The sequence below is a fragment of the Micromonospora sp. NPDC048930 genome, assembly GCF_043197935.1.
GTDB lineage: Bacteria > Actinomycetota > Actinomycetes > Mycobacteriales > Micromonosporaceae > Micromonospora.
In genome coordinates this window covers 170881-195938 of the sequence record NZ_JBICUB010000001.1, presented here as the reverse complement: position 1 = coordinate 195938, position 25058 = coordinate 170881, and the positions used below count along the sequence as shown (strand labels likewise).

Genomic DNA, 25058 nt, shown 5'->3' with positions numbered 1-25058 from the left:
ACCCCCGATCCAGGGCCGTCGCCGTGACCCGGCGGCGGCCCTGGTCCGTGGCCGCGGGCCGATGCCCGCCGGCCGTGACGAATCGAGGAGTACGTGGACACGACCGAGGCCGGGGCGCCCCGGGTGGTGGCCGGCGACGCGCGGCCGGCCGGGGCGGTCCGCCGCGCGGCCCGGGAACTGGCGCTCGTCGCCACGCTGTTCCTCGCGTACAAGGTGGGGCGGGTCGCGGCGGCCGGCCGGGAGTCGACCGCGTTGACCAACGGGGAGTGGGTGTGGCGGCTGGAGCGGCTGCTCCGCCTGCCCGGCGAAGCCGCCGTCCAGCAGCCGCTGCTCGACCACCACCTGCTGATCCGACTCGCCAACAGCTACTACGCCTACGTGCACTTCCCCGCCACCGCGATCTGCCTGGTCTGGCTGTACGCCCGCCGCCCGGCCGACTACCGCTGGCTCCGCCAGGCCCTCGCCGTGCTGACCGCGGCGGCGTTGGCGCTGCACGTCCTGTTCCCGCTCGCCCCGCCGCGGATGACCGCGCTGACCGGCCTGGTCGACACCGGCAGCCGGTACGGCCCCGCCGTCTACGGGTCCCCGGCGGCCGACACCCTGAGCAACCAGTACGCGGCCATGCCGTCCCTGCACGTCGGCTGGGCGCTGGCCGTGGCCGTCGCGCTCGTCGCGGGCACCGCCGGACGGCTCCGGTGGCTCTGGCTGGCCCACCCGCTCGTCACCCTGCTGGTGGTGGTCGCCACCGGCAACCACTACTGGCTCGACGGCGTCGTCGCCGCGGTCCTGCTCGCGCTGATCCTGGCGGTCCTGCCCCGGCGTCCGGCCGACCGCCGACCGGTGCCGGCACCGGGGTCCGCCGGCCGCCTGCGGCCCCACCTGGTGGACCCGCGGCGCCGGCCCGGGCCCCGCCGGCGCGGTCCGGTGGGCTCCACCGGTCGCGGTCCCCGGTGGGGCCGGTTCCGGCCGCCCGGCCGCGGGTGACGGTCGACGGTCGAACCGCGCGAGCCGAGCCATCGACGTATCAGAATCCCCGCCGGCCCGCGAGAACCCACGACGCGCCGGTGGCGGGCCGGCATTTATAGACAGGAGTCTTTACTGTTAACAAGGTTTAATTTATGTTCATGGCATCTCCACCGACTCACCCCGAAGGAGTTGCCGCCGTGCGTCGAAGAATCACCCTGCCGCTGCTCACCACGGGCGTCGTCGGCGCCACCCTGGCCGTCGCCGCCCCCGCCCACGGATACGTCTCCTCGCCCCCCAGCCGCCAGGCGCTCTGCGCCCAGCACCGGGTCCCCGACTGCGGCCAGATCCAGTACGAACCGCAGAGCGTCGAGGGCCCCAAGGGGCTGCGCAGCTGCCACGCCGGGCTCGCCCAGTTCGCCGTGCTCAACGACGACAGTCGCAACTGGCCGGCCACCTCCGTCGGCAGCTCGGTGACCTTCACCTGGGTCAACACCGCCCGCCACGCCACCGCCAACTGGGAGTACTGGATCGGGAACACCCGGGTGGCCGTCTTCGACGGTGGCGGCCGCCAGCCCGACGCGACCGTGTCGCACACCGTCAACCTCGGTGCCTTCTCCGGCCGGCAGAAGCTGCTCGCGATCTGGAACATCGCCGACACGGCCAACGCCTTCTACTCCTGCGTCGACCTGCAGATCGGGTCGGGCGGCCCGTCCCCGAGCCCGACGCCGTCCCCGACCGCCCCGTCGCCAACGCCCAGCCCGACCGTGAGCCCCACCGGCTCGCCCGCGCCCAGCGGCACCTGGACCGCCGGCACGTCCTACCAGGTCGGCGACCTGGTCACCTACAACGGCGTCACGTACCAGTGCCGCCAGGCGCACACCGCGCTCCCCGGCTGGGAGCCGCCGAACACGCCGGCGCTGTGGCTGGCTGTCTGACCGCACGGGTGCGGCCACGCCCGGCGTGCGCCGCACCCCCGGCCCGCTCCACCCGCGAACGGAGGAACGGCATGCGTCGCGTCCTCGTCGCCGCCCTGCTGGCGGCCGTGCTCCCCGTCGCCGGCTGCGCCGGTCACCCGGCGTCGCCACAGCCGGCGGCCACCCGGCCCGGGCCGGCCGCCGACGCCCCGGCCAGCGGCATCGACGTGCTCTTCCTGACCATGATGGTGGCGCACATCCAGCAGACCCTGGAGATCGTCGGGCTCGGGCTCGACCGGACCACCGACCCGGAGATCCGTACCCTGATCGCCGCCGTCCGGGCCACCGAGACGGACGAGCTCGCCACCATGCGCGGCTGGCTGCGCGAGTCCGGGCCGTCGGCGCTGGCCGCCGCGGCCCGGCACGACCACTCCGGGCACAGCGACGCGGTCGCCGGGCTGGCCCGGCTGCGCGCCGCCCCGGCCGCCGAGGTGGACGGGGTGCTGCTCGACGTGTTGAGCGCGCACCAGCGGACAGCGGCCGACCTGGCCCGGGCCCAGGTGAAGGCGGGCACCAGCACCCGGGTGTGCGACCTGGCCGGGCGGATCGAACGGTCCCGGACCGCCGAGATCGAGCTGATGGCGAAGCTGCGGCGGTGACCGGCCGGGGTCGCCGGCGCCGCCCGGCGGCGCCGGCGTCCTCGACCTCGGCCCCGGCCCCGGCCTTCAGCCGGCCACCGACCGGGCGACCAGCAGCGCCCAGCCGAGGCACCCGAGCGCGGCGGTATTCAGCACGGCCCGCACCACGTTCCAGCGCACCCAGGTGCTCTCGAACATCGCCCGCAGCTGCGCCGGGTCGGCCGCCCGGGCGGCCCCGGCCGCCAGCCGGTCGTTCAGCGGGACGTTCACCGCGGCCGTCACGGCGAGCACCAGCCCGTAGAGCAGCAGGGCGGCCAGCAGCCAGGGCAGCGGCGCGCGCCGACCGCCGGGCAGGTGCAGCAGCACGGCCGCCAGTGTGCAGACCAGGGCCCCGCCGAAGCAGAGCGCGAACCAGCCGTTCAGGATGGCCTGGTTGATCGACCGCATGGTGGTCACGAAGGTCCGGTCGTCCACCCGGGACAGTCCCGGCATCACCGCGTACGCGAAGCCGGCGAACAGCCCCGCCATGAGGCCCGTGGTCAGCGTGGCCAGCAGCAACGTGCCGGCCCGCAGCGCGGTCACCGGGCACCCGCTCGTGTCGTCATGACCTCATCCCACCGGTACGCCGCTGGACGATCCATGGTCAGGAAGCCCGAAACCATACGCCAGCGTCTAGGCTCACCGTGATGGACGTCCTCGCCGAGGTGCTGCGCGGGCTGCGGGCCCGGGACGCCTTTCTGCTCCGGACCGTGATGGACCCGCCCTGGTCGATCCGGGTGTGCGACGCCGCCCCGCTGAGCGTCACCACGGTGGTGCGCGGCGCCGCCTGGGTGGTGCCCGACGGCGGTACGCCGGCGCCGCTGCACCCGGGGGACGTGGCGGTGCTGCGCGGACCCGACCCGTACACTGTGGCCGACCGCCCGGAGACGCCGCCGCAGGTGGTGATCCACCCCGGCCAGCGGTGCACCACGCTGGGCGGGCAGGAGCTGACCGACTCGATGACGCTGGGCCTGCGTACCTGGGGCACCCGGCCGGACGGCGCGGCCGCTCTGCTCACCGGCACGTACGCCAGCAGCGGCGCGGTCGGCGCCGGCCTGCTGGCCGCCCTGCCGCCCCTGGTGGTGCTCACCGCCGACGAGGCCGACCTGCCGGTCGTCCCGCTGCTCGCGGCGGAGCTGGACCGGGCCGAGCCCGGGCAGGAGGCGGTCCTGGACCGGCTGCTCGACCTGCTCGTCATCGCGGCGCTGCGGACCTGGTTCGCCCGGCCCGGTGGCCGGCCGCCCGGCTGGTACCGCGCCTACGCCGACCCGGTGATCGGCCCCGCCGTCCGACTCGTCCAGGGTGATCCCGCTCACCCCTGGACGGTGGCGGGGCTCGCCGCCGCCGGCGGCGTCTCCCGGGCCGCCTTCGCCCGCCGCTTCACCGACCTGGTCGGCGAGCCGCCGATGGCCTTCGTCACCGGCTGGCGCCTCGCGCTCGCCGCTGACCTGCTGCGGGACACCGAGCTGACCCTCGCCGCGGTGGCCCGCCGGGTCGGCTACGGCACCCCCTTCGCGCTCAGCACGGCCTTCAAGCGGGTGCGCGGGATCAGCCCGCATGAATACCGGGCGACGGCCTGAGGCGTGCTGCGCGCCACGAGTACCGCTAAACGGGAAGCTTGGTGTCGCAGGCGCTGGTTAGTCTGCGTGCGAATGCCCCTCGCCGCGCCTGCCCCCCCATGCGGGGCGCGGTGCCGCCACCACCCCTGCCCGAACGAAACCAGGAGACTGTTCGTGACCCATCAACCTGTCGCGACGTCGGACAAGCTCGACGCCGCGGTGCTCAAGGTGGCGGGAGTCGTCGTCCTCGGCGCGATCATGTCGATCCTCGACGTGACGGTCGTCAGCGTGGCGCTGCCGACCTTCCAGACCGAGTTCGACGCGTCGTACGCCCGGGTGGCGTGGACGATGACCGGCTACACGCTCGCGCTCGCCACCGTGATCCCGCTCAGCGGCTGGGCCGCGGACCGGTTCGGCACCAAACGCCTCTACATGACCGCCCTGGCCCTGTTCACCATCGGGTCCGGGCTCTGCGCCACCGCCGACAGCATCACCGAGCTGATCGGCTACCGGGTCCTGCAGGGGCTCGGCGGCGGCATGCTCATGCCGCTGGGCATGACGATCATGACCCGGGCGGCCGGCCCGCACCGGATCGGCCGGCTGATGGCTGTGCTCGGCATCCCGATGCTGCTCGGTCCGATCGGCGGCCCGATCCTCGGCGGCTGGCTGATCGACACCGCGAGCTGGCACTGGATCTTCCTGATCAACCTGCCGATCGGCGTGATCGCGCTCGTTTACGCCTGGCTGGCGCTGCCGAAGGACGCCCCCGAGCCGTCGGAGTCGTTCGACTTCCTCGGCATGGTGATGCTTTCGCCCGGCCTCGCCCTGTTCCTCTACGGCGTCTCCTCGCTGCCCGAGGCCGGCACGATCTCCGACAACAAGGTGTGGCTGCCCATGCTGATCGGCGCCGTGCTGGTGATCGGGTTCGTGCTCTACTCGTTCAAGCCCAAGCACCCGCTGCTCGACCTGCGGCTGTTCCGCAACCGCAACCTGACCATCGCCTCGGCGAGCCTGTTCGTCTTCATCATCGCGTTCATGGGCGCCGGCCTGCTCTTCCCGAGCTACTTCCTGCAGATCCGCGGCGAGACGACGCTCACCGCCGGCCTGCTGATGGCGCCGCAGGGCATCGGCGCCATGCTCACCATGCCGGTCGCCGGGATGCTGGCCGACCGGGTGCCGGTCGGCCGGACCGTCCCGTTCGCGCTGGTGCTCATCGCCGCCGGCTTCTTCGCCTTCACCCAGATCGACCCGCACACCTCGTACTGGCTGCTCTGCGGGGCGCTGTTCGTGATGGGCCTGGGCATGGGCGGCACCATGATGCCGATCATGACCTCGGCGCTGAAGACGCTGCACGCCTCGGAGGTGGCCCGCGGCTCCACGCTGGTCAACATCCTCCAGCAGATCGGCGGCTCGGTCGGCGCCGCGGTGATGTCGGTGATCCTCACCAACGAGCTGAACGGCTCCCGGCCGATCCCCGGGGTGACCGACCCGGCCAGCGGCAAGGCGGTCAGCGAGGCCGGCCTGGCCATCGCCGCCCAGCAGCACCCCGAGCTGCTCAAGCAGTTCCCGGTGCCCGCGGCGCTGATCGAGCGCGGTCTCGACTTCGCCGCCAGCTCGTTCGCCACCACCTTCTGGGTCGGCTTCGCGCTGGTGCTGCTCACCTTCGTCCCGGCCGCGTTCTTGCCCCGCCGGCGCGAGCCGTCGCAGCTGCTCGACGGCGAGGCGACGGAACAGCCGCCGATGCCGGTCGGCCTGCACTGACGGGCCGGCGACGGGCCGCTGGCGATCCGCCGGCGGCCCGTCGCCGCGCGCGTGGCCCCGGTCCCGCCGGCGTCACGCGGTGAACGGCCCGGCCCGCGTCCGGCGAACGGCCTACGGCCGGGGCCGCGCGGCGAACGGGAAACTGGCATGCTGGCCGCCATGCAGGAAACCGCGCAACTGGCCGGATTCTTCGCCGCGCACGGCATCTGGTGCGTGTCGGACGGCGGGCCGCTGACCCCGCTGCTCGGCGTCGAGCACGCCGATGGGAGTCGCGGCATGCACCGCTTCGTCGTCGACGACCTGGGCGAGGCCGCGCGAGCCGGCCAGAAGGCGCTGCGGAACAACGAGGACGGCGCGGCGCGCGCCGTCCTGGTGGTGGACGGGTACGTGCACCTGGAGACGGGTCGGACCGACGCCCTGATCATCGAGGCGGTCGACCACGGCAGTGGGGGGTCGGTGACGGTCGCGGTCCCGTACCGGCCCGAGCAGACCCCGGGCGGCTTCGCCGTGCACCGGCCCAAGTTCCTCGACGTCCCCGCCCGCCTGGATCTCCGCGACCTGGGCGCGGCCTTCTTCACCGGCGTCGCCGCTCACGAGAAGGCGGCGACCGTGTGGAACGACCACCTCGACGAGAGCGTGTGAGGCGGCCGGTCTGACCGGTCCCGGCGCCTGCTCGCCGGGGCCGGTGCGCGCCACGGCTCGGGGCGCGGACCCGCACCCGACGGGGTCGGGCCGCGCCTGATCGGCTCAGCGGCAGCGTTCGTGCGCCGAAACCGCTGTTTGCCCCCGGACGTGACGGGTACCGGCGGGGGACGGCGGACGAGGGGGCGGCGCGGGATGAACACGGATCGGCTCAGCGACCTGGTGGTCGGCGTGGCGGGCGACGTGGCCGGGACGGTGGTGGACCCGCGGGCGGGCCTCGCCCGGCTCCGCGCGGTGATCACGCCCCGCGCCCTGATCACCGTGGCGGCGGGGTTGGCCGTCGGCTTCCTGCTGGTCCGGGCCCGTCGCCGCTGAGCAGGCCGGATCGGAATCACGGCCGAGGCGCGACAGCAGCCGGCTGAGCTGGGTGGCGGGGCAGCGGCCGGGGGTCGGTCGAGCCGGTGCCCGGGCACCGGCGGGACGTGGCCGCGCCGGAAATCGCGCCGGATCGGATGTTTGCCGGCAACGGGCCAGGGTAGCCGCCCGAAACATCAGGGGACGCGCGGTGGACCGCCGGACGGGCCCGACGCCCGTACCGCTCGGCGCTTGCGCGTCCGCCATGCGGCCGACGCGCCGCCCCGCCGGCGGCACGACGACCGGCACCAGCGGGGGCCGACAACGCGAAACTCCACATCGGGAGGCGTGACGTGCAGGAGATCGTGGGCGAGAGCCTGGCCCGGCGACTGGTGGAATGGGGCGTCGACACCGTTTTCGGCCTGCCGGGCGACGGCATCAACGGCCTGATGGAGGGCTTCCGCCGGCAGCGGGAGAAGCTGAAGTTCGTCCTGGTGCACCACGAGGAGGCGGCCGCCTTCATGGCCGCCGGCTACGCGAAGGCCACCGGGCGGCTCGGGGTCTGCGCCGCCACCTCCGGGCCCGGGGCGATCCACCTGCTCAACGGCCTGTACGACGCCAAGCTCGACCACGTGCCGGTGCTGGCGATCACCGGTATGCAGGAGACCTCGGTGCTCGGCTCGCACTACCAGCAGGAGGTGCACACGGCGCTGCTCTACCAGGACGTCGCGGAAGCCTACAACCTGATGGTCACCAACCCGCAGCAGATGCCGGGGGTGCTCGACATCGCGATCCGGCACGCCCTGGCCCGGCGTAGCGTCGCCCACCTGAGCTTCCCGAACGACGTACAGGTCGCGCTCGCCTCCGAGGACCCGTACCGGCACGTGAGCCCTGGAAAACCGCCGTCCAGCAGTCCGGTGGTGTCGCAGCCGGCGGTGCCGGCGGAGCAGGCCGACCTGGCCCGGGCTGCGGAGGTGCTGAACGCGGGCAACAAGATCGCGATGCTGGTGGGCGTCGGGGCCCGCCGGGCGCGGGACGAGGTCCTGGCCGTGGCGGAGGCGCTGGCCAGCCCGATCGTCAAGACGCTGCCGGGCAAGATGGTGGTCCCCGACGACCACCCGCTCACGACCGGCGGCCTCGGTCTGCTCGGCACGAAGCCGAGCGAGGAGCTGATGGAGGAGTGCGACACCCTGCTGATGGTGGGCACGTCCTTCCCGTACGGGAAGTACCTGCCCTCGCCCGGGCAGGCGCGGGTGGTGCAGATCGACGTCGACGCGAGCCTGATCGGGATGCGGCTGCCCGTGGACGCCGCGGTCTGCGCGGACGCGGGGGTGGCGTTGCGGCAGTTGCTGCCGCTGCTCCAGCCCCGCACCGACCGGTCCTTCCTGACCCGGTACCAGCAGGAGCGGGACGCCTGGCGCGCCGACATGACCGTCCTGGAGGACGCCTCCCGTGACCCGATCGCGCCGCAGTACCTGATCAGTTGCGTGGACCGGGTGGCCACCTCGGACGCGATCCTGACCTGCGACTCGGGCACGATCGCCACCTGGGCGGCCCGGCACTGGACCATCCGCGGCGGTCGCGAGTTCTACCTCTCCGGCAACCTCGCCACGATGGCGCCCGGCCTGCCGTACGCGGTCGCCATGCAGCACGCGTATCCGGGCCGGCAGGTGATCGCCTTCGTCGGTGACGGCGGGTTCGCGATGCTGATGGCCGAGTTCCTCACCGCGGTACGGCACGAGCTGCCGATCAAGGTGATCATCAACAACAACAACTCGTACGGGCAGATCCTCTGGGAGCAGATCGTCCTCGGCTACCCCGAGTACGCGGTACGCCACCGGCAGCCGGAGGCCGACTTCGCCGCCTGGGCCCGCGCCTGCGGCGGCTACGGCGCGAAGGTCACCGACCCGAAAGACCTGCCCGGCGCGGTCCGCGAGGCCCTCGCGCACCCCGGCCCCGCGCTGGTGGACTGCGATGTCAACCCGAACGAGCCGCCGATGCCCGGCAAGGTCAGGTACGACCAGGCCAAGCACTTCACCGAGGCCTTCCTGCGCGGCCAGCCGAACAAGATGGCCACCCTGGCCACCGTCGCCCGTGACAAGATCAACGAGCTGCGGTCATGAGCCGCCGGGGCACCGGCACGGCGGCCCGAACCACGACGGGTGTCCCACTCCCCGAGCCCGTCCTGCGTCCGCCCGAACCGGCGTACGACGTCGACCTGGCCACCCTCGCCGCCGCGCTGCGCGCCGAGGTGGACGGCGAGGTGCGATTCGACGCCGGCTCGCGGGCGGCGTACGCCACCGGTGGCTCCAACTACCGGCAGGTGCCGCTCGGCCTGGTGGTGCCCCGAACGGCCGAGGCGGCGGTGGCGGCGATCGCCGTCTGCCGGCGGCACGGCGTGCCCGTGCTCTCCCGCGGCGGCGGGACCAGCCTGGGCGGCCAGGTCACCAACGTGGCGGTCGTCATCGACTGGTCCAAGTACTGCAACCGGCTGCTGGCGGTCGACCGGGCGACGCGGACCTGCCTGGTGGAGCCGGGCATCGTGCTGGACACGCTGAACGAGCTGCTGGCGCCGGACGGGCTGGAGTTCGGGCCGCGTCCCTCCACCCACAGCCACTGCACCATCGGTGGGATGATCGGCAACAACTCGTGCGGGTCGACCGCGCAGCGCAGCGGCAAGACCGTCGACAACGTCGTCGAGCTGGAGGTGCTGCTCTACGACGGCACCCGGATGTGGGTGGGCGAGACCAGCGACGAGGAGTACGCCCGGATCCAGCGCGACGGCGGCCGCAAGGCCGAGGTCTACCGGCTCCTGCGGGTCCTGCGCGACGAGTACCTGGCCGACATCCGCGGCCGGTACCCGCACATCCCGCGCCGGGTCTCCGGCTACAACCTCGACAGCCTGCTGCCGGAGCAGAACTTCCACGTCGCCCGGGCCCTGGTCGGCTCCGAGGGCACCCTGGTCACCGTGCTGCGGGCCCGGCTCAAGCTGCTGCCGGTGGTACCCGCCAAGTCGATGGTGTTCCTCTCCTACCCGGACATCGCCGCCGCCGGCGACGACGTGCCGCGGGTGCTGCAGCACGATCCGATCGCCCTTGAAGGGCTCGACGACAAGCTGATCAACTTCGAGAAGCGCAAGCACCTGCATCCGGAGGCCCTGCACAAGCTGCCGCCCGGCGGTGGCTGGCTGATGGTGCAGGTGGGCGGCGACACCGCCGAGGAGGCGGAGGCCGCCGCCACCCGCCTGATCGACGCGGTCCGCCGCGACGGCGGACCGGACGTGCACCGGTTCGACGACATGGTCGACGAGGAGCAGATGTGGGCGGTCCGCGAGTCCGGGCTCGGCTCCACCGCCCGCGTGCCGGGGGAGCGGGACACCTGGGAGGGCTGGGAGGACTCGGCGGTCCCGCCGGAGCACCTCGGTGACTACCTGCGGGACCTGGACCACCTCTTCGCCGAGTACGGTTTCGAGCAGGCCTCCCTGTACGGGCACTTCGGGCAGGGCTGCGTGCACACCCGGATCCCGTTCGAGCTGCGGACGGCGGACGGGATCCGCCAGTTCCGCTCGTTCCTCGAACGGGCCGCCGACCTGGTGGTCTCCTACGGCGGCTCGCTCTCCGGCGAGCACGGCGACGGGCAGGCCCGCGGCGAACTGTTGGGGAAGATGTTCGGCGACCGGGTGATCCGCGCCTTCGGCCAGGTCAAGGCGATCTTCGACCCGGACGACCGGATGAACCCCGGCAAGGTGGTCGCCCCGTACCCGCTGGACAGCCATCTGCGGCTCGGCGTCGACTTCAACCACGGCGACATGGACACGACGTTCCGCTACCCCGACGACTCCGGCAGCTTCAGCCGCGCCGTGCTGCGCTGCGTGGGGGTCGGCAAGTGCCGGCGGGAGCACGGCGGGGTGATGTGCCCGTCCTACATGGTCACCCGGGAGGAGGAGCACTCGACCCGGGGCCGGTCGCGGCTGCTGTTCGAGATGCTCGACGGCACGGCGCGCGGCGGCACGATCGCCGACGGCTGGCGTTCCGAGGCGGTCCGGGACGCGTTGGACCTCTGCCTCGCGTGCAAGGGTTGCAAGGCGGACTGCCCGGTCAACGTGGACATGGCCACCTACAAGGCGGAGTTCCTGTCCCACCACTACGCGGGCCGGCTGCGGCCCCGGTCGCACTACTCGATGGGCTGGCTGCCGGCGGCGGCCGTGGCGGCCGGTTACGCGCCCCGGCTGGTGAACGCGCTGGCGCACGCCCCGGCACTGGGCCGGCTCGCCAAGGCGGTCGGCGGGATCGACCAGCGCCGGGACATCCCCGTCTTCGCCCCGGAGTCCTTCCAACGCGGCTTCGCCGGCCGCGCGCCGGGCGGGGACGGGTCCCGGGGCGAGGTGCTGCTCTGGCCGGATACCTTCACCAACCACTTCCACCCGGGCATCGCCCACGCGGCGGTCGAGGTGCTGGAGGCGGCCGGCTGGCGGGTCCGGGTGCCCGACCAGCCGGTCTGCTGCGGGTTGACCTGGATCTCCACCGGGCAGCTCGGTGTCGCCAAGCGGGTGCTCCGGCGGACCGTGGACGTGCTGCGCCCGCACCTGCGGGCCGGGACCCGGGTGGTCGGGTTGGAACCGAGCTGCACGGGGGTGTTCCGCAGCGACGCCCACGACCTGTTCCCCGCCGACGACGACGTCAACAAGCTGCGCGAGCAGACGGTGACCCTGGCCGAGCTGCTGCACGGGCACAGCCCCGGCTGGCAGCCGCCACGGATCCCGGCGCACGCGCTGATCCAGACCCACTGCCACCACCACGCCATCCTCGGCACCGCCGCCGACCAGGCCGTGCTGTCCGCCGCCGGGGTGGACGCCGAGTTCCTCGACTCCGGCTGCTGCGGGCTGGCCGGCAATTTCGGGTTCGAGCAGGGGCACTACGAGGTCTCCGAGGCGTGCGCCGAGCGGGTGCTGCTGCCGGCCGTCCGGGGCGCCGCCGACCGGGACGTCATCCTGGCGGACGGCTTCAGCTGCCGTACCCAGGTGCAGCAGAGCGCGGCGGACGGGCGCACGGCGATCCACCTCGCCGAGCTGCTCCGCGCCGGCCTGCACGGCACCGGCGTGCCGCCCCGGCCGGAACAGGCCTGGGCCGAGCGGCCCGGACCGCCGTCGCGAATGTCTCGGTGGGCCGCCGCGGGGCTGGTCGGGCTGGCCGCGCTCGCCCCGGTGGCCGCCGTCGCCGCCCGGCTGCGCCGAGGGGGACGGTGACGGCGTGCGGCTGACCGCGGCCGCGTACCGGGTGCCCACCGACGCCCCCGAGGGCGACGGCACCCTCGCCTGGGACGCCACCACGCTGGTCCTGGTCCGGGCCGAGGCCGACGGGCACGCCGGCCTCGGCTGGACCTACGGTCCGGCTGCCGTCGTGCCGGCGGTGACCGACCTGCTCGCCCCGGCCGTGGTGGACCTCGATCCGGACGACGTGCCGGCGGCCTGGTCGGCCATGCGCAGCCGGCTGCGCAACGCCGGCCGGCCCGGCGTGGCCGGGCTGGCGCTCTCCGCCGCCGACTGCGCGGTCTGGGACCTCAAGGCCCACCGGCACGGCCTGCCCCTGGCGCGGCTGCTCGGCACCGTTCGCCGGCAGGTGCCGGTCTACGGCAGCGGTGGCTTCACCACCTACGACGACGCGCAGCAGCACCGGCAGCTCGCCGGCTGGGTGCACGAGCAGGGAATCCCCCGCGTGAAGATCAAAATCGCCGAGTCGTGCGGCACGGAGGTGGGACGGGATCTGGCCCGGATGGCCGCCGCCCGGCGGGCCATCGGCGACGACGCCGAGCTGTACGTCGACGCCAACGGCGGATACCAGCGCAAGCAGGCGGTCCGGGTGATGCGGGCCGCCGCCGACCTGGAGGTGCGGTGGTACGAGGAACCCGTCAGCTCCGACGACCTGGCCGGCCTCGGACTGGTCCGCGACCAGGTCCTGCCCGATGTGGCGGCCGGCGAGTACGGCTTCGACCTGGTCTACTTCCACCGGATGGCGCCGTACGTCGACTGCCTCCAGATCGACGTCACCCGGTGCGGCGGGATCACCGAGTTCCTGCGGGCGGCGGCGGTGGCCGCGGCGGCCGGGCTGGAGGTGTCCGCGCACTGCGCCCCGCACCAGCACCTCGCGGTCGCCGCCGCCACCCCGAACCTGCGGCACCTCGAGTGGTTCCACGACCACGTGCGGATCGAGTCGATGCTCTTCGACGGCGCGGCGCCGGCCACCGGCGGCACCGTGCCCGTGCCGCTCGACCGGCCCGGCACCGGGCTGGAGCTGCGGGCCGCCGACGCGCAGCGCTACCGGATCGGGTGACGAGTGGCCGGTGGACGGCCGGGAAAGGAGGCCCCGATGCGGGCACGCGAGGTACGCCACCAGACCGGGCGGGTGCTGGTGGTGGTCTGCGATCAGGGGGAAGAGGCGGTCGCCGCCGTCGGCGCCGCGCTGCGCGAGCAGGGCATCCGGGCCGCCCGGGTGACGGCGGTGGGTGGGTTCGCCGACGCCGAGGTCGGCTGGTTCGACCGCGCGGCCGGCGACTACCGGCGCATCCCCGTGACCGAGCAGGTCGAGGTGCTCTCCCTGCTCGGCGACGTCGCCGCGCAGCACGGCGAGCCGGCCCTGCACGTGCACGCGGTGCTGGGCCGCTCGGACGGCGGCACCGTCGGCGGCCACCTGCTGCGCGGACAGGTCTGGCCGACGCTGGAGGTGATCATCTCGGAGGTGGCGCCGGAGCTGGCCAAACGGGTCGACCCGGCGACCGGCCTGGCGCTGATCTCGGCCGCCTGACGCCCACCGGATCGGGAACGGCCGACGGTCGGGTTCCGGCTTCTTAGACTCGACCCATGCCGCGGATCGTCCAACTGCTGGCCTCACCCGCCCACCGCTTCGTGGGCCGCCCGGCGGACGGTCCCGCGCCGGCACCGCCCGGCGAACTGGTCGACGAGGTACGGATCCGGGCGGGCCTCGGCATCGTCGGCGACCGCTACTTCGGCCAGCCGGCGCACCGCGAGGCGAGCGTGACGGTGATCGCGCAGGAGTCCCTCCCGCCCGGGGCGGACCTGACCCAGGTCCGGCGCAACGTGCTCACCAGCGGCCTCGCCGTCGACGATCTGGTGGGCCGGGTGCTGGTGCTGGACTCCGGCGACGGGCCGGTACGCCTGCGGGTGCACACCCGGGCCCACCCGTGCGCCTGGATGGACGTCACCGTCGGGCCCGGCGCGTGGAAGGCCCTGCGCGGGAAGGGCGGGGTCCGGTGCGAACCGCTCACCGACGGACTGCTCCGGATCGGCCCGCTCGCCGTCACCGTCGAGGCGTGATCGTCCGCGTAGGCTGAGCGGCGTGGACCAGGAAGACCGGATCGCGCTGTTCCTCGACTACGAGAACCTGGCGCTGGGCGTACGCGACCATCACGGCGGCAGGCCTTTCGACTTCCGCCCCATCGCCGACGCGCTCGCCGAGCGCGGCCGGGTGGTGGTGCGCCGGGCGTACGCGGACTGGTCGTACTTCGACGAGGACCGACGGATGCTCACCCGCTCCCACGTCGAGCTCATCGAGATCCCCCAGCGGATGGGGGCCTCCCGCAAGAACGCGGCCGACATCAAGATGGCCGTGGACGCGGTGGAGCTGGCCCTCGAGCGCGACTACCTCTCCACCTTCGTGATCTGCACCGGCGACAGCGACTTCACCCCGCTGGTGCACAAGCTGCGCGAGCTGAACAAGCGGGTGATCGGCGTCGGGGTGGAGAAGTCCACCTCGGCGCTCCTGCCGCCCGCGTGCGACGAGTTCCTCTACTACGACCGGCTGGAGGGCATCGAGGTGCCGCCGCCGGCCGCGCGTCGGGCACGACCGGCCCGGGCCGCCGCGGCGGAGGCCCGGCCGGAGGTCGAGCCGCAGCCGGAGCCGGAGCTCCCGGCGCCGGAGGAGGAGGAAGCCGCGCGGGACATGGACCACCTCGCGGTCCTCGTCGCCCAGACGGTGGCCGGCCTGCAGGGCAGCTCCAGCGGGGAGGTGACCGCCTCCGGGCTGAAGCGGACGCTGCTGCGGAAGGACCCCACGTTCAGCGAGTCCGACTACGGCTTCCGCACCTTCGGGGAGCTGCTGCGGTATCTCGCCGAGCACAACGTGGTCGAGCTGGGGGAGGGGCCGGCCAAGGGCGATCCGGAGGTGTCGCTGCCCGAACGGGGTGACCGGGAGGCGGAGCTCGAACTGCTCCGCGCGGTGGTCGCGGACCTCGCCGGCGACGGTGGTGCGGTGGCGCTGTCGGGGCTGAAGAACCAGCTCCGGCGGGCCCGGCCGGACTTCAGCGAGAAGAAGCTCGGCTACCGCAGCTTCCTGCAGTTCGTCAAGGCGGCCGCCACCAGCGGCGTCGTCGATCTGCGCTGGGACCCGGACGCCGACGACTACCTGCTCACCCCGCGACGCCCCTGACCGCCCCGGCCCGCCGGCACCCGCCGGGTGGTGTGACCGGCCCGGGGAACTTTTCCGCCCCTTCCGCCGACCAACTGCGCAGGGCCGGCTCCGTGCCGGCGGCGGGCCCGAGCGACGCGAGGCCGGAGGAGGACCGGGGGATGAACCGAGCGACCCCACGCTCCGTACCGTCGATCATGAGCGGGAGCCGACGACGGCGGCCGGTCGGATGACCGCCGAGACGGACGACGACCAGGTGACCCGCTGGGCGCAGCGGGCCGGCCGGGGCGACCAGCAGGCCGCCGCGGCCTTCGTCCGGGCCCTCCAGGGCCCGGTCTGGCGGTTCCTCGCCCACCTGGCCGGCCCGGCCGAGGCCGACGACCTGACCCAGGAGACGTTCCTGCGCGCGGTGCGGAGCCTGCCCGGCTTCGCCGGTCGCTCCTCGGCCCGGACCTGGATCTTCACCATCGCCCGGCGGGTCGCCGTCGACCACGTCCGGGCCGCGACGGCCCGGCCCCGGGTGGCCGCACTGCCGGACTGGCAGGCCGCCGTCGAGACGGCCGGCGCGGTCACCGCCAGCAGCGACGACGTGGTGGCCCTCCGGCGGCTGATCGCCGGGCTCGCGCCCGAACGCCGGGAGGCGTTCGTCGCCACCCAGGTCGTCGGGCTGTCGTACGCGGAGGCCGCCGAGGTGTGCGGCTGCCCGGTCGGCACCATCCGGTCCCGGGTGGCCCGGGCGCGGGAGGACCTGGTGGCCGCGTGGCAGGGCGACAACCGCCCGGCCCGGAGCCTCCGGGTGGTCTGATCAGGCGGCCCGGCGGTCGCGGGCCTGGGCGGAGTAGGGGGCCGGTGGCAGCAGCCGCAGGGGTGCCGGCTCGGGCTGCTCCTCCAGCCGCAGTGACCAGCGGGAGCCGGACGAGCGACCCCGCTGCGGCGGCGTGCCGCCCGGGCGCCAGCGGGGCCGGGAGAGCACCATCATGACCACCCAGCCGACCAGCAGGACCCCGTGGCTGACCAGTCGTGGCACCGCCACCTGGCCGGTGATCAGGTCGTTCACCGACAGCAGCACCAGGGTGGCGACGAAGGCGCTGAGCATCGGCAGCAACCCCGCCGGGGTGGAGCGGCGTACCGCGACGACCAGGAAGCCGGCGCCGACGGCGACGTTCCAGGCGGCGGACTCGTGCCACAGGTGCTGGCCGGAGGCGTGCAGGTGATCGGCGACGGTGTTCCGGCCGACCTGGGTCAGGCCGAGCACCAGCTGCACCGCGCCCAGCAACCCCAGCAGGGTGCGCAGCCCGACCGCCGCCCGGACCCGCCAGGGCCGCCGTACCGGGGGTGCCGCGGCGAGCACCACGTCCACGAGGTCGGGCAGCTCCGGCACCGCGTGCGTCCGCGCCCGCCGGGTCACCGCCACCGCCGCCTCGCGCCAGGCCCGGCAGCCGGCGCAGCCCGCCAGATGCTGCTCGGCCGCCGCCGCCTCGGACCGGGTCGCCTCCCCGTCCAGCTGCGCCGACAGGATCTCCCGCCACTGCTCACACGCCATGTACGGGTAGTCGTCGGAGTCGCCCGCCCGGTTCCCGGCGGCGCCCGGAAACCCGGCTCGTCCCCGACGACCGCGCCGGGCCGCCGCGCCGACGGCCGCTGACCGTGTGACATTGTGGTGCCTCCACCCGTGTCGGGTGTGCGCCGTGCCGACCGGAAGGAAGGGTGCGCATGGGGGAGGGTTCGGCCGGGCCGCTGACCGGCCTGCTCGTCGCGGACTTCTCCCGGATCCTCGCCGGGCCGTACGCCACCATGCTCCTCGCCGACCTCGGCGCCGACGTGGTCAAGGTGGAGAGCCCCGGCGGCGACGACACCCGCACCTGGGCGCCCCCGGTCCGCGACGGCGTCGCCACCTACTACCTGGGCGTCAACCGCAACAAGCGGTCCGTGGTGCTCGACCTCGCCGACCCCGGCGACCTGGTGCTGGCCCGGCGGCTGGCGCGGCGCGCCGACGTGATGATCCAGAACTTCCGGCCGGGCGCGCTGCGCCGGTTCGGCCTCGACCACGCCGGGGTCGCCGCCGCCAACCCCCGGATCGTGTACGCCTCGATCACCGGCTTCGGCGCCGCGGCCGGCGCGGACCTGCCCGGGTACGACCTGATGGTGCAGGCGGCGTCGGGGCTGATGAGCCTCACCGGCGACGCCGACGGCCCGCCGTACAAGGCCGGGGTGGCGGTGTTCGACGTGATCGCCGGCCTGCACGCGGCGGTGGGGATCCTCGCCGCGCTGCGCCACCGCGAGCGGACCGGTGTCGGCCAGCACGTCGAGGTGGACCTGCTCTCCTCGGCGCTGTCGGGGCTGGTCAACCACGCCAGCGCGCACGTCGCCGCCGGGGTGGTGCCGCTGCGGATGGGCAACGCCCACCCGAGCATCTTCCCGTACGAGCCGCTGCCCACCGCCGACGGCGAGCTGGTCGTGATCGCCGGCAACGACCGGCAGTTCCGTACCCTCTGCGAGGTCCTCGGCGTGCCGGAACTGGCCGACGACCCGCGCTTCCGGCGCAACCAGGACCGCACGGCCAACCGGGACGTCCTGCGTCCGCTCCTGGTCGACCGGCTGGTCCGGCGCGGCGGCGCGGAGTGGTTCCGGGAGCTGCGGGCGGCCGGGGTGCCGTGCAGCCCGATCAACACCCTGGACCGGGGGGTCGCCCTGGCCCGGGAGCTGGGGCTCGACCCGGTGGTCGAGGTGGACGGCGTGCCCGGGGTGCGGCACCCGGTGGGCTTCTCGGCGACTCCGCCGCGCTACCACCTGCCGCCGCCGGAGCTGGACGCGCACGGCGCGGAGATCCGCGCCTGGCTGGCCGCCGAGTGAGCGGGCGAACGGCTCAGCGGCGCGGCGACTCGGGCCGCCGTGCCGCGGAGCCGGGCGCCGGGATGAGCGCTCAGCCCGGCAGCGCCGCCGCGAGCAGGTCGTCGATGAGCCGGGTGGCGGCGGCCGAGGTCCGGCCGGAGTCGGTCCGGGCGGCGCTGGCGTAGAGCCCCTCCACGATCAGCCAGATCCGGTCGGCGAGCTGGCCGGGGTCCGCCACGTCCAGGCGGGCCACCAGCTCGTCGATCTCGGCGCGGGTGTCGCGCAGGTAGTCCCGGGCCAGCCGGGCCGGCTCGCCCTCGTGCCCGGGGAATTCGGCGAGATACAGCCGGAACGCGCAGCCGCGGAAGTCCGGTCGGGTCGCGGTGGCGGCGACCTCGGCGACGAGCGCGCGCAGCCGAGCGGCCGGGTCGTCGGCCAGGGCCGCGGTGGCCTGCGCCGAGGACCGGTCCCGCTCCCGGCGGCAGGCCCGCAGGTACGCGGCCACCAGGTCGTCCTTGCTCGGGAAGTGCCGGTAGAGCAGGTTCTTGCCGCACCCGGCGGCGTCGATCACCTGGTTCATCCCGACGGCCCGCACGCCGTGCCGGTAGAACAGCTCGCCGGCGGTGCGCAGGATCCGCTCCCGGCTGCCCGGGGCGGCGGTACGCGCCATGGCTCCTCCCTCCCGTCGTCTGTGGCGAGGATAACGGACCGATCGGTCCGCCAGCGATTGACCTACGCCACGCGGGCGGCGCAGTATCGGACCACTCGGTCCCGGACCGATCGGTCCGATTCAACGCTCGGGAGGCAGCGATGCGGGACGCGGTGATCGTCGAGGCGGTACGGACCCCGGTGGGTCGGGCCAGGCGCGGGGCGTACCCCGACGTGCACCCGGTCGACCTGCACGCGCACGCGCTGCGCAGCCTGGTGGCCCGGGTGCCCGGCCTCGACCCGGTCGAGATCGACGACGTGATCGGCGGGACGGTCGCCCAGGTCGGCGAGCAGAGCACCAACACCACCCGGCTCGCCGCCCTCGCCGCCGGGTTCCCCGAGTCGGTCCCCGGCGTCACGGTGGACCGGCAGTGCGGCAGTAGCCAGCAGGCACTGAGCTTCGCCGCCCAGGGCCTGGTCGCCGGGGCGTACGACATCGTCGTCGCCTCCGGGGTCGAGTCGATGAGCCGGGTGCCGATCGGCAGCGCCGCCGTCGTCGACGGCGTCCGGACCGACTTCGCCGGGCCGGCCGTCGCCGCGCGCTACCCCGGGGGCCTCGTCCCGCAGGGCGTCAGCGCCGAACTGATCGCCCGCAAGTGGGGCCTGTCCCGCACCCAGCTCGACGAGTACGCCGCCACCAGCCACCGGCGGGCGGCCGAGGCCTGGCGGCAGGGGCGGTTCGCCGGCCAGGTGGCCCCGCTGCCCGGCGTCGACCTCGCCATGGACGAGACCATCCGGCCCGACACCACCGTGGCACGGCTCGCCGAACTGCCGCCCGCGTTCGCCGCCGACCACTGGACGACCCGCTTCGGCGAGATCGACTGGAAGGTCACCGCCGGCAACTCCAGCCCGCTCAACGACGGCGCGGCGGCGCTCCTGCTCACCACCGGGGAGACCGCGCGGCGGCGCGGCTGGCGGCCCCGTGCCCGGATCCACACCGCGACGGTGGTCGGCGACGACCCGATCCTCATGCTGACCGGCATCATCCCGGCCACCGCCAAGGTGCTCGCCCGGGCCGGCCTCCGCCTGGCCGACATCGACGCGTTCGAGGTCAACGAGGCGTTCTCCTCGGTCGTGCTCGCCTGGCTCGCCGAGACCGGCGCGGACCCGGCGAAGGTGAACGTCGACGGGGGCGCCATCGCCATCGGCCACCCGCTCGGGGCCAGCGGGGCCCGGCTCGCCACCACCCTGCTGCACGTCCTCGAACGCACCGGCGGCCGGTACGGCCTGCAGACCATGTGCGAGGCCGGCGGCACCGCCAACGCCACGATCATCGAGCGGCTGGACGCCTGACCGATTCCGATCGGGCGCGCGCTCGTCGGTACCGGTGGGATGACGGTCCGGTTACCGGTGGCGGATCTCCTGCTGAACAAGGCGGAAAGCGATCCCGCGTCCAGCCGATTCACAGCCACGCGGGGCAGACGCCCGGACCGCCGAGCGCCTACGCTGGTCCGGTTTGGCACCCCGTCCGCAGGAGGCACCCCGTGCCGCACGCCCCCGTGCGTTCCGACCACCCCGGCCGGCCCGTCCCGCCGGCCCCTAGCGCGCGCCCGGCGCGCCGGCGGGCACCCGGCTGGGCGCGGTGGTGCCTGGCGGTCGGCGCGACGCTGATGACGCTCAGCGGCGTGGCGCTCGGCGGCAGCCAGTTCCTGCTGCACGCCGCCACCAGCAAGGTCACCCAGCAGAACCTGCTCGGCGCCGCCGCGGCCCCCCGGCAGCACCGGACCATCACCGGCGCGAAGAACATCCTGCTGGTGGGGGTCGACACCCGCCCGCACCAGGACGCCAGCCAGCTCATCCGCTCGGACTCGATCATCCTGGTGCACATCCCGGCCGACCACAGCCAGGCGTACCTGGTCTCGCTGCCGCGCGACTCGCTGGTCGACATCCCCGCGTACGACAACGGCGCCACGCCGTTCCGGGGCGGGAAGAACAAGATCAACGCCGCCTTCGCCTTCGGCAGCCGGGGGCTGAGCGGGCCGGCGGCGCTCTCGCACGGCTTCGAGCTGCTGGCGCTGACCATCCGCGACCTCACCGGGATCACCCCGGACGCCGGCGGGATCATCGACTTCCAGGGGTTCAAGCAGATCGTCCAGGTCCTCGGCAAGGTCTGCCTGTACGTCGACGAGACCACCACCTCGATCCACGTGGGGCACGACAAGGACGGCAAGCCAGCGGGTCCGTACAAGATCAACCCTGACGGCACGGTGAACCACCGCATCCCCGGCGTCACCCCGAACATCTACACCAAGGGCAACCACTGCCTGAACCCGGCGGAGGCGCTGGACTTCGTCCGGCAGCGGGACCTGCTGGCCAACCACGACTACGACTACGGCCGGCAGCGCCACCAGCAGCAGTTCCTCAAGGCGGTGCTGCACCAGGTGATGACCGACGGCCTGAACTCGCCGACGAAGCTGCCCGGACTACTGTCGGCGGTCGGCAAGACCATGACCGTCGACGACGGCGGCATCCCGCTGGAGGACTGGGCCTTCGCCATGCGGGGGATCAACGCCGACGCGATCACCACCATCAAGACCAACGGCGGCAGCTTCAACAGCCGGTCGGTCCCCGGGGTGGGCAGCGCCGAGATCCTCAGCCCGACCAGCATGGAGCTGATGCACGCGGTCAAGGTGGACGACGTCGCCTCGTTCGTCGCGGCGCACCCCTCCTGGGTGGCTCCCTCCGGGCCGACCACCACGGCCCACTGACCCGCGGGCGGACGGCCCGGTCGCCGTTCCCCGCGGCCGCTGCGGCAAATGCCTTGGCTCCCCGCCCGCGGACGCCTATGGTGGGCGGATGTTCCCGTCCGGGCAGCCGATCTCCACCGTGGTCACCGCGGTGGCGCCGGCCGCTGCCCGGCACCCCCGTTCCGCCGCCGCGCCCGTCCACGGCCTCCCGAGTCCGATCCCCACGGACCGTGGCCCGCCGCAGATTCGCACCCGAATCCCGCGCACGGCCACCAGGGCGAAGCCATCCGGCTTCGGCCCTTTTTCTTTTTCCGAGGAAGGATCCGACATGGGCACCGACATCCGAGGCGGCGTCGACCAGCAGTGGCTCACGCGACTGCGGACCACCCTGACCAGCGAGTTCGAGGCGCAGACCGTCCGGCTGACCGAACTGACCGCGGACACCGGCGACCCCGGCGAGGCACACACCCGCGCCGCGATGATCGCCGCGACCCGGCAGAGCCTGGGGCAGATCGGTGACGCGTTGCGCCGCATCGCCGAGGGCGGTTACGGCACCTGCGAGCGGTGCCGGACGCCGATCCCGCCGGAGCGCCTGGAGGTGCTGCCGCACGCCCGCTTCTGCGTACCCTGCCAGCAGAAGCAGGGCTGACCCGGGCGCGGGGCCCCGCGCGCCTGCGGGGCCCCGCCGGCCTCACCGGCCCTGGAGGGTCCTGACGTTGTCGCCGAAGGTCCAGCCCTTCGACCCGTCCCAGTTGATCGACCAGGTCATCAGCCCCTTGAGGCGGCCCTGGTAGGTGTTCCACGCCTGCGCCACCGACGACGGCGCCATATACCCGCCACCGGCGCCGGACTGCGCCGGCAGGCCGGGCACCTGCTTGTCGTACGGGACGCGGATGGTGGTGCCCTGCACGACCAGGCCGGTGTCGAGGCAGTCGGACTGGACGACGAAGCCCTGCACGGTGCCGGCGGAGTACGAGTCGCCGGCGCAGCCGTACATGCTGCCGTTGTAGTACTGCATGTTCAGCCACCAGAGTCGGCCGTTGTCGGCGTACCGCTTGACGATCGGCAGGTACGCGCCCCAGATCGAGCCGTAGGTGACGCTGCCGCCGGTGACGTACGCGGTCTCGGGGGCCATGGTGAGCCCGAAGCCGGCGGGCATCTGGGCCAGCACCCCGTCGATGATCCGGACCAGGTTGGCCTGCGAAGTGGACAGCTGGCTGATGTTCCCGCTGCCGGTGAGGCCGGTCTCGATGTCGATGTCGATGCCGTCGAAGTTGTACCTCTTGAGGATCGGCACCACGGTGGCGACGAACCGGTCGGCGACGGCGCTGGAGCTCAGGTCGATGCCGGCGGTGGCGCCGCCGATGGAGAGCAGGATGGTCAGGCCGGCGGCCTTGGCCTGGCACATCTCGGCGGGGGTGGGCACCTTGACTCCGGCGTCCATGCCGTCCTCCCAGAGCACCGTGCCGTCGGACCGGATCACCGGGAACGCGGCGGTGACCACGTTGTAGCCGTGGCCGGGGATGCGCGGGTCGGTGATCGGGATCCAGCCGAGTCCCGGGTGCACCCCGTTGGCCGCGCCGTCCCAGTTCTCCCAGTAGCCCTGGAGCACCTTCCCCGCCGGCCGGGGCTTCAGCGCGCAGGTGGTCCCACCCGGCGAGGAGGTCGGCGTGGGCGACGGCGAGGACGTGGGGGTCGGCGACGGCGTGGGCGACGGGGATCGGGTGGGCGACGGCGTGGGGGAGGGCGAGGACGTGGTGGGGGTGGGGGACGGGGTGCCGCCGCCGTCACAGGCGCCGAGGTCGGTCCAGAGCGCCGGGGTGGCGGGCGGGGTCCAGCCGGCGCCGACCGGCGGCGTGTGCGTCTGCAGCGCCTGGTAGAGCCGGTTGGCGTAGGTGGCCTTGCTGCCGGCGGTCCAGGTGACCCCCTCGGCCCAGGCCGGTACGCCGGCACAGGACACCAGGGCGGTGGTGCCGGCGCTCGCGGCGAGGCCGGTGACGGCCGGCAGGGCGGCGCCGGCGAGCAGCACGGTGCCGCCGAGCAGGGCGGTCAACCCGCGTCTAAGTCGCATGACATACCTCCTCATCGATGCGCCGGAGGTTATCAGTTAACTTTGTTAAATGTAAATGCGCAGTACTCTGTCAGCACTTGGTTCAGGGTGTGAACACGGCCGCCGGCGGCGGGTGGGGGAGAGGACGCGCAGGACGTGGACGCCAGACGCACCACGGTGCGGGACATGCGCCGGGCCAACCGGTCGGTGCTGCTCAGCCGGATCTGGCTGGACGGCCCGCTCAGCCGGCACGAGCTGGGGCAGACCACCGCGTTGAGCCTGGCCAGCGTGAGCAACCTGGTCGGCGAGATGATCGGCGAGGGGTTGGTCGAGGAGGCCGGCTCGGTCGAGTCCGACGGCGGGCGCCCCCGGGTGCTGCTGCGGGTCGCCCCCGGCTACGGCTACCTGGTCGGCGCCGACGTCGGCGAGACGCGGGTCCAGGTGGAACTCTTCGACCTGGCGATGACCGCGCTCGCCAAGGCCGAGTACCCGATCGCCGCCGCCGGGCCCGACCCGCAGGACGTGGCCCGTCACCTGCTGCACGGCCTCGACGCGGTGGTCGAGCAGGCCGGCGTCGACCCCGCGGCGGTGCTCGGCTTCGGCGTCGCCGTCTCCGGCACCGTCGAGCGGACCGCCGACGCGGTCGTGCACGCGCAGACCCTCGGCTGGGACGGCGTGCCGCTCGGGGCGATGCTGCGCGCCGGCACCGACATCCCCGTCCACGTCGACAACGGCGCGAAGACCCTCGGCCAGGCCGAGATGTGGTTCGGCGCCGGCCGGGGCGTGCGACACGCCGTGGTCGCCCTGGTCGGTTCCGGCGTGGGTGCCTGCGTGGTCGCCGACGGGGTCGGCTACCGCGGCGCGCACAGCAGCGCCGGCGAGTGGGGCCACACCACCATCGTGTACGGAGGCCGCCGCTGCCGCTGCGGCAACCTCGGCTGCCTGGAGGCGTACGTCGGGGCCGAAGGCGTTCTCGACCGGTTCCGGCTGGCCAACCGGGGTCGCCCGGCGGCCGGCGGCGACGAGGAGACCGCCTTCGGCGAGCTGCTGCGCGCCAGCAGCCGCACCGCCGCCAAGGTGCTCGACGAGACGGTCGGCTACCTCGGGGCCGGGGTGGCGAACCTGGTCAACCTCTTCAACCCCGAGCGGGTGGTGCTCGGCGGCTGGGCCGGTCTCGCCCTCGGCGAGCGCTACCTGCCGCAGATCCGGGAGGCCACCGCCCGGCATGCGCTGCGCCAGCCGTACGCCCAGACCTCGATCGAGCTGTGCCGGCTCGGACCGGACGCCGTCGCGATGGGCGCGGCCACCCTGCCGATGGCCCGGCTGCTGCGCGACGGCGGTGTGCCGCGCGAACCGGTCGCCCGAGTGACCCCGGCGGTGGCGCGGCCGGCGCGCAGTCCCGAGCTGCCCGGTGCGGGCCCGCTGCGCGGGCGGTCGCGGACCTCCTGAGTCCCGGGCGCGGGCCCGCTGAACTGCCGGGCCGGCGTC

The 25058-nt window shown here is 74.1% G+C and carries 23 protein-coding genes; 19 read left to right on the top strand and 4 right to left on the bottom strand.

Annotated elements, in window-relative coordinates:
- Window positions 1-93: 93 nt before the first annotated feature.
- From ACGFI9_RS01015 to ACGFI9_RS01005, 3 genes are all read left to right on the top strand, one after another.
- Window positions 94-984, top strand: coding sequence for a phosphatase PAP2 family protein (locus tag ACGFI9_RS01015; RefSeq protein ID WP_393173490.1), 891 nt, complete (start codon window positions 94-96; stop codon window positions 982-984).
- A 179-nt stretch (window positions 985-1163) separates the two neighbouring features.
- Window positions 1164-1901: a lytic polysaccharide monooxygenase gene (locus ACGFI9_RS01010; RefSeq protein WP_393173488.1), complete on the top strand. Its 738-nt coding sequence runs from the start codon at window positions 1164-1166 to the stop codon at window positions 1899-1901.
- Window positions 1902-1972: 71 nt separating this feature from the next.
- Window positions 1973-2539 (top strand): DUF305 domain-containing protein, encoded by a 567-nt coding sequence (locus tag ACGFI9_RS01005; RefSeq protein ID WP_393173486.1) that lies wholly within the window; start codon window positions 1973-1975, stop codon window positions 2537-2539.
- A 66-nt stretch (window positions 2540-2605) separates the two neighbouring features.
- On the opposite strand, the gene ACGFI9_RS01000 is transcribed toward ACGFI9_RS01005, so the two are convergent.
- Window positions 2606-3100 (bottom strand): DUF1772 domain-containing protein, encoded by a 495-nt coding sequence (locus ACGFI9_RS01000; protein ID WP_393173484.1) that lies wholly within the window; start codon window positions 3098-3100, stop codon window positions 2606-2608.
- A 104-nt stretch (window positions 3101-3204) separates the two neighbouring features.
- Here ACGFI9_RS01000 and ACGFI9_RS00995 point away from each other — a divergent pair, with 104 nt between their 5' ends.
- The 11 genes from ACGFI9_RS00995 to ACGFI9_RS00945 all read left to right on the top strand — a co-directional run bounded on the left by ACGFI9_RS00995 (window position 3205) and on the right by ACGFI9_RS00945 (window position 16098).
- Window positions 3205-4137 (top strand): AraC family transcriptional regulator, encoded by a 933-nt coding sequence (locus ACGFI9_RS00995; RefSeq protein WP_393173482.1) that lies wholly within the window; start codon window positions 3205-3207, stop codon window positions 4135-4137.
- 153 nt (window positions 4138-4290) lie between these two features.
- A complete protein-coding gene (locus tag ACGFI9_RS00990; protein WP_393173480.1) occupies window positions 4291-5877 on the top strand; it encodes a DHA2 family efflux MFS transporter permease subunit in 1587 nt (528 codons plus the stop codon).
- 159 nt (window positions 5878-6036) lie between these two features.
- The gene (locus ACGFI9_RS00985; protein ID WP_393173478.1) at window positions 6037-6519 is read left to right on the top strand and encodes a hypothetical protein; all 483 of its coding nucleotides are present in this window, start codon (window positions 6037-6039) and stop codon (window positions 6517-6519) included.
- Between the two features lie 195 nt (window positions 6520-6714).
- Window positions 6715-6894, top strand: a complete 180-nt coding sequence (locus ACGFI9_RS00980; protein WP_393173476.1) for a hypothetical protein — start codon at window positions 6715-6717, stop codon at window positions 6892-6894.
- 332 nt (window positions 6895-7226) lie between these two features.
- On the top strand, window positions 7227-8996 hold the full coding sequence (locus tag ACGFI9_RS00975) for a thiamine pyrophosphate-dependent enzyme (protein WP_393173474.1): 1770 nt from the start codon (window positions 7227-7229) through the stop codon (window positions 8994-8996).
- Entirely contained in the window at window positions 8993-12118 is a 3126-nt protein-coding gene (locus ACGFI9_RS00970; RefSeq protein ID WP_393173472.1) for an FAD-binding and (Fe-S)-binding domain-containing protein, read from the top strand. Before ACGFI9_RS00975 ends, ACGFI9_RS00970 begins: the two co-directional genes overlap by 4 nt.
- 4 nt (window positions 12119-12122) lie before the next feature.
- On the top strand, window positions 12123-13202 hold the full coding sequence (locus ACGFI9_RS00965; protein ID WP_393173470.1) for an enolase C-terminal domain-like protein: 1080 nt from the start codon (window positions 12123-12125) through the stop codon (window positions 13200-13202).
- A gap of 36 nt (window positions 13203-13238) precedes the next feature.
- The gene (locus tag ACGFI9_RS00960) at window positions 13239-13673 is read left to right on the top strand and encodes a PPC domain-containing DNA-binding protein (RefSeq protein WP_393173468.1); all 435 of its coding nucleotides are present in this window, start codon (window positions 13239-13241) and stop codon (window positions 13671-13673) included.
- A gap of 56 nt (window positions 13674-13729) precedes the next feature.
- On the top strand, window positions 13730-14203 hold the full coding sequence (locus ACGFI9_RS00955; RefSeq protein WP_393173466.1) for a molybdenum cofactor biosysynthesis protein: 474 nt from the start codon (window positions 13730-13732) through the stop codon (window positions 14201-14203).
- A gap of 22 nt (window positions 14204-14225) precedes the next feature.
- A complete protein-coding gene (locus tag ACGFI9_RS00950; protein ID WP_393173464.1) occupies window positions 14226-15314 on the top strand; it encodes an NYN domain-containing protein in 1089 nt (362 codons plus the stop codon).
- 208 nt (window positions 15315-15522) lie between these two features.
- The gene (locus tag ACGFI9_RS00945) at window positions 15523-16098 is read left to right on the top strand and encodes a sigma-70 family RNA polymerase sigma factor (protein ID WP_393173462.1); all 576 of its coding nucleotides are present in this window, start codon (window positions 15523-15525) and stop codon (window positions 16096-16098) included.
- Here ACGFI9_RS00945 and ACGFI9_RS00940 read toward each other — a convergent pair whose 3' ends face one another.
- A complete protein-coding gene (locus ACGFI9_RS00940; protein WP_393173460.1) occupies window positions 16099-16836 on the bottom strand; it encodes a zf-HC2 domain-containing protein in 738 nt (245 codons plus the stop codon).
- A gap of 170 nt (window positions 16837-17006) precedes the next feature.
- Between ACGFI9_RS00940 and ACGFI9_RS00935 the strand changes: the two genes are divergently transcribed.
- On the top strand, window positions 17007-18146 hold the full coding sequence (locus ACGFI9_RS00935; protein ID WP_393173458.1) for a CaiB/BaiF CoA transferase family protein: 1140 nt from the start codon (window positions 17007-17009) through the stop codon (window positions 18144-18146).
- A gap of 70 nt (window positions 18147-18216) precedes the next feature.
- Here ACGFI9_RS00935 and ACGFI9_RS00930 read toward each other — a convergent pair whose 3' ends face one another.
- Entirely contained in the window at window positions 18217-18795 is a 579-nt protein-coding gene (locus ACGFI9_RS00930) for a TetR/AcrR family transcriptional regulator (RefSeq protein WP_393173456.1), read from the bottom strand.
- Window positions 18796-18935: 140 nt separating this feature from the next.
- Between ACGFI9_RS00930 and ACGFI9_RS00925 the strand changes: the two genes are divergently transcribed.
- The 3 genes from ACGFI9_RS00925 to ACGFI9_RS00915 all read left to right on the top strand — a co-directional run bounded on the left by ACGFI9_RS00925 (window position 18936) and on the right by ACGFI9_RS00915 (window position 22169).
- Entirely contained in the window at window positions 18936-20126 is a 1191-nt protein-coding gene (locus ACGFI9_RS00925; protein ID WP_393173454.1) for a thiolase family protein, read from the top strand.
- A gap of 317 nt (window positions 20127-20443) precedes the next feature.
- Entirely contained in the window at window positions 20444-21541 is a 1098-nt protein-coding gene (locus tag ACGFI9_RS00920; protein ID WP_393173452.1) for an LCP family protein, read from the top strand.
- Between the two features lie 307 nt (window positions 21542-21848).
- Entirely contained in the window at window positions 21849-22169 is a 321-nt protein-coding gene (locus ACGFI9_RS00915) for a TraR/DksA family transcriptional regulator (RefSeq protein WP_393173450.1), read from the top strand.
- A 42-nt stretch (window positions 22170-22211) separates the two neighbouring features.
- Here ACGFI9_RS00915 and ACGFI9_RS00910 read toward each other — a convergent pair whose 3' ends face one another.
- Window positions 22212-23591, bottom strand: coding sequence for a glycosyl hydrolase family 18 protein (locus tag ACGFI9_RS00910; RefSeq protein ID WP_393173448.1), 1380 nt, complete (start codon window positions 23589-23591; stop codon window positions 22212-22214).
- Between the two features lie 135 nt (window positions 23592-23726).
- Between ACGFI9_RS00910 and ACGFI9_RS00905 the strand changes: the two genes are divergently transcribed.
- Window positions 23727-25019, top strand: a complete 1293-nt coding sequence (locus tag ACGFI9_RS00905) for an ROK family protein (RefSeq protein WP_393173446.1) — start codon at window positions 23727-23729, stop codon at window positions 25017-25019.
- Window positions 25020-25058 lie beyond the last annotated feature (39 nt).

What these genes read in the sequence shown, in the direction of transcription:
- ACGFI9_RS01005 (WP_393173486.1), top strand. Translation starts at nt 1,973, where the DNA reads ATGCGTCGCGTCCTCGTCGCCGCCCTGCTGGCGGCCGTGCTCCCCGTC.
- ACGFI9_RS00995 (WP_393173482.1), top strand. Translation starts at nt 3,205, where the DNA reads ATGGACGTCCTCGCCGAGGTGCTGCGCGGGCTGCGGGCCCGGGACGCC.
- ACGFI9_RS00985 (WP_393173478.1), top strand. Translation starts at nt 6,037, where the DNA reads ATGCAGGAAACCGCGCAACTGGCCGGATTCTTCGCCGCGCACGGCATC.
- ACGFI9_RS00980 (WP_393173476.1), top strand. Translation starts at nt 6,715, where the DNA reads ATGAACACGGATCGGCTCAGCGACCTGGTGGTCGGCGTGGCGGGCGAC.
- ACGFI9_RS00970 (WP_393173472.1), top strand. Translation starts at nt 8,993, where the DNA reads ATGAGCCGCCGGGGCACCGGCACGGCGGCCCGAACCACGACGGGTGTC.
- ACGFI9_RS00960 (WP_393173468.1), top strand. Translation starts at nt 13,239, where the DNA reads ATGCGGGCACGCGAGGTACGCCACCAGACCGGGCGGGTGCTGGTGGTG.
- ACGFI9_RS00955 (WP_393173466.1), top strand. Translation starts at nt 13,730, where the DNA reads ATGCCGCGGATCGTCCAACTGCTGGCCTCACCCGCCCACCGCTTCGTG.
- ACGFI9_RS00945 (WP_393173462.1), top strand. Translation starts at nt 15,523, where the DNA reads ATGACCGCCGAGACGGACGACGACCAGGTGACCCGCTGGGCGCAGCGG.
- ACGFI9_RS00940 (WP_393173460.1), bottom strand. Translation starts at nt 16,836, where the DNA reads ATGGCGTGTGAGCAGTGGCGGGAGATCCTGTCGGCGCAGCTGGACGGG.
- ACGFI9_RS00935 (WP_393173458.1), top strand. Translation starts at nt 17,007, where the DNA reads ATGGGGGAGGGTTCGGCCGGGCCGCTGACCGGCCTGCTCGTCGCGGAC.
- ACGFI9_RS00930 (WP_393173456.1), bottom strand. Translation starts at nt 18,795, where the DNA reads ATGGCGCGTACCGCCGCCCCGGGCAGCCGGGAGCGGATCCTGCGCACC.
- ACGFI9_RS00925 (WP_393173454.1), top strand. Translation starts at nt 18,936, where the DNA reads ATGCGGGACGCGGTGATCGTCGAGGCGGTACGGACCCCGGTGGGTCGG.
- ACGFI9_RS00920 (WP_393173452.1), top strand. Translation starts at nt 20,444, where the DNA reads ATGACGCTCAGCGGCGTGGCGCTCGGCGGCAGCCAGTTCCTGCTGCAC.
- ACGFI9_RS00915 (WP_393173450.1), top strand. Translation starts at nt 21,849, where the DNA reads ATGGGCACCGACATCCGAGGCGGCGTCGACCAGCAGTGGCTCACGCGA.
- ACGFI9_RS00910 (WP_393173448.1), bottom strand. Translation starts at nt 23,591, where the DNA reads ATGCGACTTAGACGCGGGTTGACCGCCCTGCTCGGCGGCACCGTGCTG.